The organism is Candidatus Methylomirabilota bacterium, assembly GCA_035764725.1.
Lineage (GTDB): Bacteria > Methylomirabilota > Methylomirabilia > Rokubacteriales > CSP1-6 > DASRWT01.
On record DASTYT010000122.1, the window covers coordinates 1 to 14798 of the forward strand.

The following is a 14798-nucleotide window of genomic DNA, read 5'->3' on the forward strand; positions in this document are numbered from 1 at the left end:
GCGAAACCGACGACGCCTTCCGCCGCGCGGGGGCGTACCACGTCCTCGCCGTCTCGGGCTTCAACGTGGCGCTGGTGGCGGCCTCCGTGTTCGCCCTGCTCACGCTGGTGGGAGTCCCGCGCCCGGCCACCGCGGTGGCGGCGGCCGCGGCGCTGGTTGGGTTCGCTCTCGTGGTGGGTGCACAGTCCTCGGTGATCCGCGCGACCGTGATGGGCCTGATCCTCCTCGCCGGCATCGTGCTCGACCGGCAGTCGCAGCTGCCCAATGCGCTCGCGCTCTCGGGGCTCGCCCTGCTCGCGTGGCGGCCGGGCGATCTCTGGGACCCCGGCTTTCAGCTCTCGTTCGCCGCCACCGCGGGCATCGTCTATCTGGGGACCCCGGCCCGCGCCGTCCTTGAGCGGCTCCGGTGGCCCCGGGGTCTGGCCTCCGCGGTGGGCGTGAGCGTGGCCGCGCAGGGCGCGGTGCTGCCCGTCATGGCCGCGCACTTCAATCAGCTCTCCCTGATCGGCCCCGTGGCGAATCTCGTCGTCGTGCCCCTCGCCGGCGCGGCGACCACGGTGGGGCTCTTCGCGCTCGCCGGCGCGGCGCTCACCGATCTGGTGGGCAGCCTCGGGTTGAATCTCGCGTGGGCGCTCGCGGTGCTCCTCCGTCTCGCGGTCTGGCTCGCGGCCGCGGTGCCAGGCGCGCTCGTGCACGTGCCTGCGCCGGGCCCGCTCGCCTTGGCGACCTGGCTCCTCGCGGCCGTGCTCGCGGCGACGGTCGCTGCGCGCTGGGGACGCGCGGTCGCGCTGCTCCTTATCGCTGCCGGCGCCGGCATCGCGCTCTGGCCCCTGGTGGCCCCGGACCACGGCCGCCTCCGTGTGACCTTCCTCGACGTCGGGCAGGGCGATGCGATCCTCGTCGAGGTGCCGCACGGCCCGCGGGCGCTGGTCGATGGCGGGCCGGGCGGCGGGGCGCGTTTCGACGTCGGCGAGCGGGTGGTGGCGCCGTTCCTCTGGAACCGCGGCATCGCACGCCTCGACGTGATCGCGGCCACCCACGCCGATGCCGATCACTCCGGTGGACTCGCCGCCGTGCTGCGCGGGCTGCGGGTCGGCGAGATTTGGGAGAACGGGCGGTGGGGCGTCGGGCACGAGGACACCGTCGCCGCTCTCGGCCGCTCCGGCGCGCCGCGCCGGGTGCTCACCGCGGGTCAGCGGCTCCAGCTGGGCGAGGCCGCCGTCACGGTGCTGAGTCCTCCCGCGGACGGCCCTGCGGCGGCCGTCACCGGCGAGAACGACCATTCGCTGGTGCTCCGGCTGGACTGGCGCGGCATCGCGCTGCTCCTCACCGGTGATCTCACCGCGCGCGGCGAGGAGCGGCTCCTCGCCGTCCGCGCCCCGCTCACCGCCACTGTCCTCAAGGTCGGTCATCACGGCAGCCGCGGGTCGACGGCCGCCCCCTTCGTGGAGGCGAGCCGGCCCCGCGTCGCGGTCGTGTCGGTCGGCGGGCGCAATCCCTTTCGCCATCCCGCGCCCGACGTGCTGGATCGCCTCGCCATCGCGGGCGCCCGCCTCTATCGGACGGACCGGGACGGCGCGGTGATCGTGGAGACGGACGGGCTGAGGCTCTGGATCACGCGCTGGGCGGCGCGGCGCACCGACGAGCTGCCGATCGCGCCCGACGACCGGGCGTGGTGATCATGCGGGAGCGCCGAAGACACCACGACCCCCGGCTGGATACCGGAGGCCGTGGTGACGCGCGCGGAGCAGGAGGGACTAGTTCTCGAAGGCGCGCTCGTACTGCGCGCGCAGCCGCTCCAGCTCCTCGGGATCGAGACGAATGCCCAGGGAGAGCCCCATCTCTCCCAGGATCGTCTTGATCTCGTTCAGGGACTTCTTGCCGAAGTTCTTCGTCTTGAGCAGCTCCGACTCCGTCTTCTGCACGAGGTCGGCGATGGTCCGAATGTTGGCGGTCTTGAGACAATTGGACGCACGCACCGAGAGCTCAAGCTCGTCCACGTTGCGGAAGAGGTGCTCGTTCAGCTCGACCCGCGCCGCGGGCTCGAGGCCCGCTCCCTCCTGCCGCTCCGCCTCTTCGGCGACCGGCGTGGGGAAGTCAGTGAGCAGGTTGAACTGATCCTGCAGGATGCGCGAGGCCTCACCCACCGCGACGTCGGGCGTGACGCTGCCGTTGGTCCACATCTCGAGGACCAGGCGCTCCTGCCCGCCGCCCAGGGCGCTCGGCGTCTCCACTTGCACGTTCACGCGTTTCACCGGCGAGAAGTCCGCGTCGATGAGCATCGCGTTGATGGGGAGCGCCTCTGGCTCGCGCCGCTCGGCCGCCTGATAGCCGCGACCGCGCTCCACGCAGAGCTCCAGCTCGATGCCGCCGTCCTTGTCGAGCGTGGCGAGCACCACCTCGGGGGTGAGGATCTCCACGTCGGCGTCCGGCTCGAAATCCGCCGCGGTGACCACCTTCGGACCCTGGGCCTTCAGGCGCAGGATCTTGGGCCGGTTCACGTGGAGCGCGAACACGACCTTGCGGAGATTCATGATGATGTCGAGGGTGTCCTCGGTCACGCCCTGCATGAACGAGAACTCGTGAAGCACGCCCTCGATCTTGGCCCACGTGGGCGAGGCGCCGTGAATGGAGGACAGGAGCACGCGCCGATAGGCGTTGCCCACGGTGAGCGCGAAGCCCGGCTCGAACGGCTCGATGGCCAGCTTGCCGTACTTGCGGTCCTGGGCAAGCCACTCGTGACGGGCGGGAAGCGCGAGCTGCGGCATTGCGAAAACCTCCTGAGGTGTTCGGGGACCTGAGACCCGAGGGGTGAGTATACCACGGCCCCTTCGGGGGGAGGCCCGCCCCCCTAGCGCCCCTTGGCGCGAGCCCCCTCCGTAGACCGCCAAGCCCACGGTTTTCCAGACCGTTCTGTGCGTTGACCTATCGAGCAAAGTGCTGGCAAAATATAAGGAAATCATGATGGAGCGGCCCTGGTTCATGAAGACCTGGGCGGAGCCCTCCCGCCCCTCGGCAGGCGCCGGACAGGCCGTGCTCTGGGCGCTGGCCTGCCTCCTCGCCGTGTTCCTGGCGCTCCAGGCCTTCTGGATCTTCACCGCAGCCCCCGGCGTCCAGGCCGGCCCCCGCGTGGTCGAGATCCCGGCGCATCAAGGCCTGACCACGGTGGCGCGCCGCCTCGACGAGGCGGGGGCGATTCGCAGCCCGCTGGGCTTCATGCTGCTGGCCGCCGCTCGTGGCACCGCGCGCACCTTGAAGGCGGGTGAGTACGAGATCCCGCAGGGCGCCAACACCCTCGCCGTGCTGACCCTCCTCGAAGGCGGCCGCGTGCGCCAGCACGCGGTGCTGTTCCGCGAGGGCGACAGCGTCGTGGAGCTCGCGCTCGCCCTCGAGCGCGAGCGGCTGAGCCGCGCCGACGACATCCTGCGGCTGGCGCGCGACCCCGTCTTCTTGAAGACGCTCGCCGTCCCCGCCGAGAGCCTCGAGGGCTACATCTTCCCCGACACGTATCAGCTCGTGAAGGGCATGACGCCGGAGGAGATCCTCGCCCGCATGGCCGCGCGCATGCGCGATCAGCTCACGCCCGAGATCCTCGAGCGCGCGCGCGAGCGCGGGATCACCGTGCATCAGCTGCTCACGATGGCGTCGATCATCGAAAAGGAGGCGGTGGTGCGGAGCGAGATGCCGCTGATCTCCGCGGTGTTCTGGAACCGCCTGCGCCTCGGCATGCCGCTCCAGGCGGATCCCACCGTGCAGTTCGCGGTGGGCAAGGACGGTCAGGCTCTCTCGCGCGCGGATCTCCAGGTGGACTCGCCGTACAACACCTATCGACGGGGCGGACTCCCGCCCGGCCCCATCGGCGCCCCGAGCCGGGCCGCCATCGAGGCCGCCGCGAAGCCGGCGCCCGTGAACTTTCTCTACTTCGTCTCCATCGACGACCGTCGCCACCACTTCTCCACCAGCCTCGCCGAGCACAACGCCGCCGTCGCGCAGTACCGTCTCATCAAGCTCCGCTGACGCGGGCCCGCGTCCTTGTCAGGGGGTCGGGCCGATGCTATAACCGACCCGATCATGGCGCCGAGCGAGAAATCCACCGTGCTGTCGGTGCTCGCGCCGCCGGCGGCACGCGCGGCCCCGCGTGTCGCCGACGTGAGGTTTCCTCCGCTCTATCGCCTGTGCCGGAGCCTGTGCCGGCCCGCGCTGCAGCGCTGGTTCGCGCTCTCCATCGAGGGGCTCGAGCGGCTGCCGAGCGGCCCCTTCATTCTCGCCGCGAACCACCACAACTACCTCGACGGCGTCGTGCTCGGGGTCGCGGTCCCGCGCCCCATCTCCTTCATCGTGATGCCGCGCGTGTACCACGCGAGCCCGCTCCACCCTGCGTTCCACCGTGGCATCGGCTCGATTCCCGTGAACCTCTCGCGCCCGGACCCCGGCGCCATCAAGCGTGCGCTCCGCGCCCTCGAGCAGGGCCGCATCATCGGCATCTTCCCGGAAGGCCCGTTCAGCCGCGAGGGCCGCCTCGTCTCCGGCCAGCCTGGGGTGGCGGCGCTCGCGCTGCGCGCCGGCGTGCCGGTGGTGCCCGCGGCGATCGGCGGCACGTACCAGGCCCTGCGGGGGCGCCGCTTCCACCTCCCGCGGCGGCAGGCCTTGTCGGTGCGCTTCGGCCATCCCCTGCACCTCGGCCGCCGGCGCGCGCCCACGCGGGGCGAGCGCGTCGACGTCACCGGACAGGTCATGACCGAGATCGCCGGGCTCCTCGCGCGGGACCTGGCGTGAGCGGAGGCGAGAGCCCGCGCTGGGGCGGTCGGTTCGCGGAGCGGCTGGACCCCGGCGCGGAGGCGTTCACCGCGTCGCTTGGCGTCGACCGCCGGCTCTGGCCGCACGACATCGAGGGAAGCCGCGCATGGGCGCGCGCGCTGCGGCGTGCGGGGCTCCTCACCGAGACCGAGCTGAGCGCGCTCGCCTCGGGTCTCGACGCCGTCCACGCCGAGCTCGCGGAGGATCGCTTCCCCTTCCGGCGGGAGCTCGAGGACATCCACCTCAACATCGAGCGGCGGCTCACCGAGCTGGCGGGCCCCGTCGGCGGCAAGCTCCATACCGGGCGCTCGCGCAACGATCAGATCGCGCTCGACGAGCGCCTCTACCTCCGGGAGATCCTCGGCCACGTCGACGTGGGCATCCAGGCCGTCCAGGCCGCCCTGGTCGCCCGCGCCGAGGAGCACCTCGGCGTGCCCATGCCCGGCTACACGCATCTGCAGCGCGCACAGCCCGTGCTCCTCGCCCATCACCTGCTCGCCTACGTGTTCATGCTCCACCGCGATCGGGAGCGCTTCCGCGACTGCGCGCGGCGGAACAACGTGCTGCCGCTCGGAGCGGCCGCCCTCGCCGGCGCCGCCTTCGCCATCGACCGCGAAGCCCTCGCGCGCGATCTCGGCTTCGCCGCCCCCAGCGCCAACAGCCTCGACGCGGTGAGCGACCGCGATCACCTGATCGAGTTCCTCGCCGCGGCCGCCATCCTCGGCATGCACGTGTCGCGGCTCGCCGCCGACCTCACGCTGTGGGCGACCAGCGAGTTCGCCTTCGTGGAGTTCTCCGACGCGTTCGCCACCGGCTCGTCGATCATGCCGCAGAAGAAAAACCCGGACGTGGCGGAGCTCATGCGCGGCAAGACGGGACGCCTCTACGGCAACCTCACCGCGCTCCTCACGGTGATGAAGGGACTGCCTCTCACGTACAACTCCGACATGCAGGAGGACAAGGAGGCGGTGTTCGACACCGTGGACACGCTGGAGGCGCTGCTCCGCGTGATCCCGCCCATGCTGCGCTCACTGACCTTCCACGCCGACCGCATGCGCGAGGCCGCCGGCGCGAACTACTCCACCGCCACCGACCTCGCGGACTACCTCGTGCGCAAGGGCCTCCCCTTCCGCGAGGCCCACGAGATCGTGGGGCGCGTCGTCCGCCACGGCATCGCCAACAAGCGCGAGCTGAGCGAGATGACGCTGGACGAGCTGCGCGGCTTCTCGCCCCTGATCGGCGCCGACGTGCACGCCGCCCTCACCGTGGAGGCCTCGCTCGCCGCGCGCGCGGTCATCGGCGGCACCGCGCCGGAGGCGGTGCAACGGGCCCTCGAGGCGGCCCGTCAGCTCGTGGGGCCCGAGCCCCGCCGGTGAGCCGGCCCCACGGGCGGGGCCTCGTCCTCCTCGTCGTCCTCGCGCTGGTCGTCGCCGGCACGGGCTGCGGCCGGAAGGGGCCGCCCGTTGCGCCCGAGCGGCGGCTCCCCGCGGCGCCGTCCGGTATGAGCGCCACCGTCGAGTCCGACAGCATCGTGGTCAGCTGGACCGTCCCCCGCACCCGCGTGGACGGCGCCGCCTTCCGCGACCTCGCCGTCACCAAGGTCTTCCGGCGCGCCGAGGCGGAGAGCGAGCCCGAGAAGTCCGCCATGGTCTCACGGGGCGACGTGGTGGGCTGGGAGCGACTGGCCGAGATCAAGCCCGACGCGCCCGCGCCCGCGGTGATAGCCGGCAATACCGTCAGATGGGTCGATCGAAGGGCCTTACGCGTCGATCAGCGTTACGTCTATGTCACGACGGTGATCGACTCGACCGGGCGCTCGAGCGCGCCCTCGGAACGCCTGGCCGTGCTCTTCCTCGCCGCGCCGCGCCCACCGGAGGCGCTGGCCGCGGACGCGGGGGACGGTGAGGTGCGGCTCGCGTGGAAACCGCCGACCGGGCTCGTGGACGGGAACCCGCTGCGCGGCGACATCAGCTACGTGATCCTGCGCGGCGCCGGCGCGGAGGGCGCGCTGCAGCCGGTGAAGGCCGAGCCCGTCACCGGCATCACGTCCGTGGACCGTGGCCTCGAGAACGAGACGACCTACCGCTACGTGGTGCGGGCCGTGCGCAAGGAGGGGGAGGCGACCGCCTACGGCGAGCCGTCCATGGTGGCCACGGCGACTCCGGTGAAGCGGACGCCGCCCGCGGCGCCCAGCAACCTGCTCGCGATTCCCTCGGAAACGCTCGTGCGGCTGACCTGGACGGCGAGCGCGTCCCCCGACGTGGCGACCTATGCGATCTACCGCGCCACGGGCTCGGGCCCCTTCGTGCGTATCGGGACCACGCCCGCGGTCAACATCGTCTTCACCGATCGCGACGTGAAGCGGGGCGAGCAGTACCGCTACGCGGTGACCGCATTGGACCGCGCGCGCACGCCGAACGAGAGCCCACAGTCGAACGTGGTGCCGGTCACGGTACCGTAGCTATGGATCCGTCCGCCTCGCCTTCGGCTGCGGCTCGCCCCCGCGCTCCGCGCGGGAGAAGCGCTATGGATCCGCTCGCCTCGCCTTCGGCTGCGGCTCGCCAAGCAACTGCGGCTCACACTTCGTTGGCCCACACCTCGGCGGGGTCTTGGCGGCGGCGAAGGAGGCGGAGGCTGCCGTCGACCTCCAGCATGACCTCGGGGGCCTGCGGGTAGGAGTTGTAGTTGATGGTGGACATCGCGGCGCAGTAGGCCCCAGCGCCGCCCACCACCACGAGGTCGCCGATCTTCGGCATGGGCACCCAGCGCGGCGCCAGCGCCTCGGGATCACCCGGCGCCGGCGTCAGGATGTCGCCGGACTCGCAGCAGGGCCCCACGAACACCACCGCCGCCCGCTCGCGTCCCCGATCGTCGTCGGCCGGGAGCACGTCGATGGGATGCTGGGCCCCGTAGAGCGACGGCCGCGTGACCTCGGTCATGCCGGTGTCGAGCTTGGCGAAGCGGTAGCCCTCGCGGCCGGTGTCCACGACGTCCATGCAGGTCGCGACCACCGCCCCCGCGCGCGCGACCAGGTACGTGCCGGGCTCGATCTCGAGGTGCAGGGCCCGCCCCGTGCGCTGGCGAAATTCCTGCAGCGCCGCGGCCACATTCCGGCCCACGTCGCTCATCTCCACCGTGGGCTCCTCGGGCATGCGCCCGACCTTGAAGCCGCCGCCCAGGTTGACGGTGGTGGCCTCGGGGAAGCGCCCCACGAGGTCGAGCGTCATGCGGGTGACACGCTTCCAGACCTCCGGATCGGTTCCCGATCCGATGTGGCTGTGGACTGTTCTGATGGAAAGCCGATGTCGGGCGGCGATATGCCGTGCATCCTCGATGTACTCGTGCCAGATCCCGAAGGAGGAGGCGGGTCCGCCCGTGTTGGTTCGGTTGGTGGCGCCGCTCCCGAGGCCGGGATTCAGGCGGATGGCGACCTCGCGGCCGGGGGCGACGCGCCCCATCGACTCCAGCTGATGGAGCGAGCAGGCGTTGTAGAGCACGCCGCGTCCCAGATGATCGGCGAGGCGCCGTGACGGCATCTGCGAGGTCAGCTGGATCGTGTCGGGCTTGAACCCGGCGCGCAGCGCGCGCTCCACCTCGAAGTCGCTCGAGGCGTCCACGTGCAACCCGAGGTCGCGGAATACCGCGAGCACGCCCCCGCTGGGGTTGGCCTTCATCGCATAGCGGAGCGTGAAGCCGAAGGGCGCCGGGAACGCCAGCACCGTGCGCGCGGTGGCCTCCAGGGTGCGGCGATCGTAGACGTAACAGGGGGTCCCGAATCGCGCGCGCACCTCTGCCGCCTGCTCGGGGGAGAGGAACAGCGGTCCCGAGGGAGCCGAGACGGTCGATGCCATGCGCCGGATGATACCGTACTCGCGACGCCGCTTGAAGTAGCTCCGCGGGTGGTGCTAGAGTCGAGTTGTCCTCACTGGCGAACCGCATCGACTCATGGAGGGCTCACTCATGCGCCCCAGATTCCACGGCTCCATCGTCGCGCTGGTCACGCCATTCCGAAACGGCGCCGTCGACGAGGACAAGCTCCGCGAGCTCGTCGAGTTCCACGTGAGCAATCGCACAGACGGCATCGTGCCGTGCGGCACCACCGGCGAATCGCCCACGCTGAGCCATGACGAGCACAAGCGCGTGGTCGAGGTCGTGATCGAGGCGGCGCGGGGGCGGATCCAGGTCATCGCCGGCACCGGCTCCAACTCGACCTCCGAGGCGATCGACCTCACGCGCCACGCCAGCCGCGCGGGCGCCACCGGCGCCCTCGTGGTCAACCCGTACTACAACAAGCCCACTCAGGAAGGCCTCTACCGCCATTTCCGCGCCATCGCGGACACGGTGGACATCCCGATCATCGTCTACAACATCGCCGGGCGCACCGCGGTGAACGTGGAGACGGACACCCTCGCCCGCCTCGTCAAGGACTGCAAGAACATCGTGGGCGTGAAGGAAGCCTCGGGCTCCCTCGACCAGATGACCCAGGTCGTGCTCGCCTGCGGGCCCGACTTCGCCGTCCTCTCCGGCGACGACAACCTCACCCTGCCGCTCATGGCGGTGGGCGGGGTGGGCGTCATCTCGGTGATCGCCAACATCGTCCCCCGCGAGACCGCCGAGCTGACCCATGCCGCGCTGAACGGCGACTGGAAGCAGGCGCGTGACCTCCACCACCGCCTCTATCCGCTGTGCCGGGCCGCCTTCTTCGAGACCAACCCCATCCCCATCAAGGAAGCGATGGCGATGATGGGCATGGTCGAGCCCGAGTTCCGCCTGCCCATGTGCCGGATGGCCGACGCGAACCGGGAGCGGCTGCGCGGCGTGCTCAAGTCGTTGGGCCTGCTCAAGAGCTGATTCGCTACGCCGATGGCCGACGTGGTCGTGGCCGGCGCCGCCGGCCGGATGGGCTCGCGTCTCGTCACCCTCCTCCAGGAGGAGACTGACCTTCACCTCGTCGCCGCCCTGGAGGCGCCTGGCCATCCCGCCCTCCTGAAGGACGCCGGTGAGCTCGCCGGCGTCGGCCGCCTCGGCGTCCCCATCACCGCCGATCCCGAGGCGGCGCTGGCGTCTGACCGTATCCTCATCGAGTTCTCCGTCCCCGAGGCGACGCTCGTGCATCTTCGCATGGTCGCGCACCAGAAGGGCCGCGCGGTCATCGGCACCACCGGATTCTCCCCGGCCCAGCGCGAGGAGATCGAGCGCCTGGCCGGCCAGGTACCGATCCTCCTCTCGCCCAACATGAGCGTGGGCGTCAACGTCGCCTTCCGCGTGCTGCAGGAGATGGCGCGCCTGCTCGGCGACGACTACGACGTCGAGGTAACCGAGGTCCACCACCGGTTCAAGAAGGACGCGCCCAGCGGCACCGCGATGCGCATGGCGGAGATCGTGGCCGACGCGCTGGGGCGCGATCTCGGCAAGAGCGCGGTGTACGGCCGGCACGGCATGCCGGGCGAGCGGACACGCAAGGAGATCGGCGTGTTCTCGCTGCGGTCGGGCGACGTGGTGGGCGAGCACACCGTGTCCTTCGGCGCCCTCGGGGAGCGCCTCGAGCTGACCCATCGGGCGCAGAGCCGCGATAACTACGCCCGCGGCGCCCTGCGCGCCACGCGCTTCATCGCGACCGCGAAACCGGGTCTCTACTCCATGCAGCACGTGCTCGGGCTCGCATGAAGATCGTCCGCTTCAAGGCCGCGGGCAAGGTTCGCTACGGCGTGATCGAGGGGACGCACGTGGTCGAGTACGCGGGCACCCCGTTCGGCGGCTTCCGCCGCGGCCGCAAGCGCTATCCCCTGCGCCAGACCGTGCTCCTCGTCCCCGTGGTGCCCTCGAAGATCGTGGCGGTCGGCCTCAACTATCGAGACCATGCCGAGGAGATGCACCTGCCCCTGCCCGCCGAGCCGCGTATCTTCCTCAAGCCGCCGTCGGCCCTGTGTGGGCCGGGCGATCCCATCATCTATCCGCCCCAGTCGAGCCGGGTGGACTTCGAAGGCGAGCTGGCGGTGGTGATGAAGAAGCGGTGCCGCAACGTCCCTCCCGAGCGGGTCCGCGAGCACATCCTGGGCTTCACGTGCCTCAACGACGTCACCGCGCGGGATCTCCAGTCGCGCGACTCCATGCCGAGTCGCGCCAAGGCCTTCGACACGTTCTGCCCGGTCGGCCCCTGCATCGCCACCGACATCGACCCCAACGGCGTCGAGATTGAGACCTTCTTGAACGGCGAGCGGCGGCAGGGGTCGAGCACCAAGAACCTCCTGTTCTCCGTCGAGGATCTCGTCGCCCGGGTGGCCGCGGTCATGACCCTGCTCCCCGGGGACCTCATCGCCACCGGCACGCCCGCCGGGGTCGGCCCCATGAACCCGGGTGACAAGGTGGAAGTACGCATCGAGGGCATCGGGGCCCTCGCCAACCCGGTCATTCGCCTCTGCCCCTGAGCCCGTCCGGAGCGCCCTCCGCTGGCCTCTGATAAGATATTTCTCGAGGACGTCCGGTTCTACGGTCACCACGGAGTGACGAGCGCCCAGCAGGAGGTGGGGGCGTGGTTCTCGGTGGACGCGGAGATGACGGTGGACGTGGGGCCCGCGGCCGCTTCCGACGATGTCCGGGCCACTGTGGACTACGGCGTGGTCGCCGCGCGGATCGTGGAGCTGGGCACGAGGCAGCGCGTGAATCTCCTCGAGCGCCTGGCGGTGGGAGTGGCCACCATGTTGCTCGGCGAGTTCCCCTGCGAGGAGGTCCGGATCCGGGTGCGTAAGCTCACGCCGCCGATGGACGGATTGCACGCGACGCCCGGCGTCGAGGTGACGCGACGCCGCCGCTGACCATGCCCCGCGTATTCCTGAGCGTCGGGTCGAACATGGGGGACCGGGTCGAGTCCCTGCGCCAGGCGGTCGCGCGCCTGCGCGCCCTCCACGACGTGAGCTTCGTGGATGCCTCCCCACTCTATCAGACGGAGCCCTGGGAGCAGCGCCCCGGCGAGGTCGAGGACCGCGCGAGCTGGTTCTTCAACTGCGTGGTCGCCATCGACACCACGCTGTCCGCGCCCATGCTGCTCGCGGAAGTGCAGGCTATCGAGACCGCCCTGGGCCGCGCGCGCGGCCCAGGCACCCACGAGGACCAGCGCTACGAGCCGCGGACGCTGGACATCGACATCCTGCTCTACGGCGACCAGGTCATCGCGCTCTCCGATGCGCTCCACGTGCCCCATCTGCTCATGCACGAGCGCGGCTTCGTGCTGCGGCCCCTCGCCGACCTCGCGCCCGACGTGGAGCACCCGGTTCTCTACCAGACGATCCGCGAGCTGGTAGCCGCGCTGGACGACGAGCACGAAGTGCGCGTGTCCGACCTGCCGCGGCGCTGGTTCGACCGGTGAGCGACGCCGAGTTCCGGCGGCAGGCCCTGGAGCACCTCGACGCCCTCCACAATCTCGCCATCTACCTGACCCGGAACGGCTCGGAGGCGGAAGACCTGGTGCAGGAAACTTATGTCCGCGCCATGCGTTTTTCCCACCGCTTCCAGCCGGGAACCCATCTCCGGGCCTGGTTGTTTCAGATCCTGAGGAACACGTTCCTCACGTTCTACCGCCTGCGGGAGCGTGAGCCGGCGCTGTCCGAGGATGGGGTGCCGGCAGGCGGGGCGCCGATGTTCCACGACGCGCCGGATCAGGACGGGGCAAGCACCGAGGTCCTCACGGATCTCGACCGGGCGCTGTCCCGACTGCCCGAGGAATTCAAGACCCCGCTCCTGCTCGCCGAGGTGGAAGGGCTGCCTCTGGACGAGGTGGCGCGGATTATGGATTGCCCGGTGGGAACGGTGAAGTCGCGCATCTTCCGGGCGAAGGAGCGCCTGCGCGAGTACCTGAAGGACTACGGAGAGGAGCTGAGACGGTGAGCGCGGAGATGAGAGGCCCGGAGAGCGAGGCGGACGACGCCGCGTTGGGCCGAGCCCTGCGCGACCGCCTCGGCCGCTACCCCGCCTCCCCCCGGCTGCGGGCGTCCCTCCGGCAGACGGTCGAGCCGGCGGCCGCGCCCACGCGCTGGAAGGCCTGGCTCGTGCCCGCGATGAGCGCGCTCGCTACCGCCTTCGTGATGGTGGGCTGGCTCGCCGGCTCCCTGCCCACCGCGGTGAGCGGCGATGCGCTGCGCGACCTCACCCGCGCGGTGATCACCGAGCACGCGCGCACGCTGTCGTGGGCCCGCACCGAGTCGGACGTGATCCCTGCCGCCCTGCCGCGCGCCATGGATGAGAGCGGTGTCACGCTGAACCTCGTCTTCGCGGGCGACCCCGAGCTCCAGCTCATCAACGCGCATCCGACCTACGTGGAGAGCCACCGGGGTCTCTCCCTCGCCTATCAGGACGCGAAGGGGCACGCGGTGACCTACGTGATCTTCCCCGGCGCCGCCACCGTGAACCTGCCCGAGGTGGAGCGGGTGAAGATCGCGACGTGGCGCCCGGTCATCCGGAAGGAGAACGGGTTCAGCCTGATCATGTGGAAGCAGCAGGGCCTCTTCTGCGTGCTCGTGGCGGACCTCGTCTCCGACGACGATCTCGCCCGCCTCAAGGATTACTTCGTCAAGGTCCGCTCGGCGACAGACCTGACGTACGCAGTCAGCCAGTAGCCGCGCGCTCGCCTCGGCCGCAGCGCGCCGGGGCCCCACGGAGGCGTCAGTAGGCGTTCCGGTCGAAGAGCACCCGCGCCACCGTGAGTGTGATGATCTTGAGATCGAGCCAGAACGACCAGCGCTCGATGTACTGCAGATCGTACTCGATGCGCTTCTCCAGCGACGTGTTACCGCGCAGGCCGTTGATCTGCGCCCAGCCGGTGAGGCCGGATTTCACCTTGTGCCGCAGCATGTAGCCGGGGACGGTCTGGCGGAAGCGCTCCACGAATACCGGCCGCTCCGGCCGCGGCCCCACCACGCTCATCTCGCCCCGGAGCACGTTCACGAACTGCGGGAGCTCGTCGAGGCTGAAGCGGCGGAGGAAGGCGCCGATGGGCGTGCGCCGTGCGTCGCCCGCCTCCGCCCACACCGGCCCGGACGCGGCCTCCGCATCGACCCTCATCGTCCGGAACTTGAGCATCTGAAAGCTCTGACCGTCCAGCCCCATTCGGTCCTGGCGATAGAGCACGGGACCGCGGGACGTCAGGCGGACCGCGAGGGCGAGGAGCGCGTACGCCGGCGCGAGGCCGACCAGCACCAGCGCCGAGAACACGAGGTCGAACGCGCGCTTGGCCACCGCGCTCCAGCCATGCAGCGGTGACTCACGCAGGTGCACGAACGGCACGCCCTCGAACTCCTCGATGCCGCCGCCGAGCGAGGTGAAGCGGAAGAGGTCGGGGACCACGTGGATGGTCACGGGCTCGTCGCCGATGGCGTCGAGGAGGCCGGGCAGGCGGCTCGCGTCCTCATGGGCGAGGGCGATGATCACGTGGTCCACCGGGCGCGCGGCGAGCAAGGTGGCTAGATCGGCGTAGCCGCCCAGCCAGGGCACCGCCTCCGCCCCCTCCCGCTTGTCGCCAATCAGGCCCACCACCTGGATTCCGGTGTCGCGCCGGGCGCGCAGCCGGCCAACGACGTCGCGCGCTAGCTCGCCTCCTCCCACTACTACCGCCGATCGCTGGTTGTAGCCGCGCCGCCGCGCGAAGCGTAGCGCCTCGCGGAACACGTAGCGGGCCCACGACACGACGACGATCGAGAAGACCCAGAAGTACACGATGACGGTCCGGGAGAAGTCGTACTCGCGAAAGAGGAACGTCATCGTGGTGACGAGGACGAGCGCCGCGAGCGAGGATGCCTTGGCGATGTCGGCGATCTCCGAGAGCCGCGAGCCGATACGCCGCGGGCGGTAGAGCCCGAACGCGCGGAACGAGATCCCCCACACCAGGACGATGGGCAGGATCATGGCCAGGTAGGGCCCGAGTGGCGGGATGTCGTGCTGGGGCGTCGGCGGCCCGGCCACGTAGAAGCGGACACCGTAGGCGGCGAGCCAGCACCCCACCACGATCA

General features: G+C 70.8%; 15 protein-coding genes. 12 read left to right on the top strand and 3 right to left on the bottom strand.

The annotated features are described in order from the left end of the window. A partial coding sequence (locus VFX14_20100; protein ID HEU5192000.1) for a DNA internalization-related competence protein ComEC/Rec2 occupies positions 1-1679 on the top strand: 1679 nt, incomplete at its 5' end. Between the two features lie 78 nt (positions 1680-1757). On the opposite strand, the gene VFX14_20105 is transcribed toward VFX14_20100, so the two are convergent. Continuing rightward, positions 1758-2768: a DNA-directed RNA polymerase subunit alpha gene (locus VFX14_20105; GenBank protein HEU5192001.1), complete on the bottom strand. Its 1011-nt coding sequence runs from the start codon at positions 2766-2768 to the stop codon at positions 1758-1760. Positions 2769-2961: 193 nt separating this feature from the next. On the opposite strand from VFX14_20105, the gene mltG reads away from it, so the two are divergent. Genes mltG through VFX14_20125 form a run of 4 tightly spaced genes read left to right on the top strand, consistent with a single transcriptional unit; the run spans position 2962 to position 7258 of the window. Then, positions 2962-4017: an endolytic transglycosylase MltG gene (gene mltG / locus VFX14_20110; GenBank protein HEU5192002.1), complete on the top strand. Its 1056-nt coding sequence runs from the start codon at positions 2962-2964 to the stop codon at positions 4015-4017. Between the two features lie 54 nt (positions 4018-4071). After that, positions 4072-4776, top strand: a complete 705-nt coding sequence (locus VFX14_20115; protein HEU5192003.1) for a lysophospholipid acyltransferase family protein — start codon at positions 4072-4074, stop codon at positions 4774-4776. Then, positions 4773-6173: an argininosuccinate lyase gene (argH, locus tag VFX14_20120; protein HEU5192004.1), complete on the top strand. Its 1401-nt coding sequence runs from the start codon at positions 4773-4775 to the stop codon at positions 6171-6173. The genes VFX14_20115 and argH overlap by 4 nt, the downstream gene beginning before the upstream one ends. Further along, the gene (locus tag VFX14_20125; protein ID HEU5192005.1) at positions 6170-7258 is read left to right on the top strand and encodes a hypothetical protein; all 1089 of its coding nucleotides are present in this window, start codon (positions 6170-6172) and stop codon (positions 7256-7258) included. Before argH ends, VFX14_20125 begins: the two co-directional genes overlap by 4 nt. A gap of 115 nt (positions 7259-7373) precedes the next feature. Here VFX14_20125 and VFX14_20130 read toward each other — a convergent pair whose 3' ends face one another. Next, positions 7374-8648, bottom strand: a complete 1275-nt coding sequence (locus tag VFX14_20130; GenBank protein HEU5192006.1) for a diaminopimelate decarboxylase — start codon at positions 8646-8648, stop codon at positions 7374-7376. A 109-nt stretch (positions 8649-8757) separates the two neighbouring features. Here VFX14_20130 and dapA point away from each other — a divergent pair, with 109 nt between their 5' ends. Genes dapA through VFX14_20165 form a run of 7 tightly spaced genes read left to right on the top strand, consistent with a single transcriptional unit; the run spans position 8758 to position 13409 of the window. Then, on the top strand, positions 8758-9648 hold the full coding sequence (dapA, locus tag VFX14_20135) for a 4-hydroxy-tetrahydrodipicolinate synthase (GenBank protein ID HEU5192007.1): 891 nt from the start codon (positions 8758-8760) through the stop codon (positions 9646-9648). A gap of 12 nt (positions 9649-9660) precedes the next feature. Then, positions 9661-10464 carry a 4-hydroxy-tetrahydrodipicolinate reductase gene (dapB, locus tag VFX14_20140; GenBank protein HEU5192008.1) on the top strand — a complete coding sequence of 268 codons (804 nt, stop codon included), beginning with the start codon at positions 9661-9663 and terminating at the stop codon, positions 10462-10464. Then, a complete protein-coding gene (locus VFX14_20145; GenBank protein ID HEU5192009.1) occupies positions 10461-11225 on the top strand; it encodes a fumarylacetoacetate hydrolase family protein in 765 nt (254 codons plus the stop codon). Before dapB ends, VFX14_20145 begins: the two co-directional genes overlap by 4 nt. Before the next feature lie 36 nt (positions 11226-11261). After that, complete coding sequence (folB, locus tag VFX14_20150) at positions 11262-11612, top strand: dihydroneopterin aldolase (protein ID HEU5192010.1); 351 nt, start codon at positions 11262-11264, stop codon at positions 11610-11612. A gap of 2 nt (positions 11613-11614) precedes the next feature. After that, positions 11615-12163: a 2-amino-4-hydroxy-6-hydroxymethyldihydropteridine diphosphokinase gene (gene folK / locus VFX14_20155; GenBank protein ID HEU5192011.1), complete on the top strand. Its 549-nt coding sequence runs from the start codon at positions 11615-11617 to the stop codon at positions 12161-12163. Then, positions 12160-12681, top strand: coding sequence for a sigma-70 family RNA polymerase sigma factor (locus tag VFX14_20160; protein HEU5192012.1), 522 nt, complete (start codon positions 12160-12162; stop codon positions 12679-12681). Before folK ends, VFX14_20160 begins: the two co-directional genes overlap by 4 nt. A gap of 8 nt (positions 12682-12689) precedes the next feature. Continuing rightward, positions 12690-13409: a hypothetical protein gene (locus VFX14_20165; GenBank protein HEU5192013.1), complete on the top strand. Its 720-nt coding sequence runs from the start codon at positions 12690-12692 to the stop codon at positions 13407-13409. Between the two features lie 46 nt (positions 13410-13455). Here VFX14_20165 and VFX14_20170 read toward each other — a convergent pair. Continuing rightward, positions 13456-14798: undecaprenyl-phosphate glucose phosphotransferase (locus VFX14_20170; GenBank protein ID HEU5192014.1), on the bottom strand; the 1343-nt coding region annotated here is incomplete at its 5' end.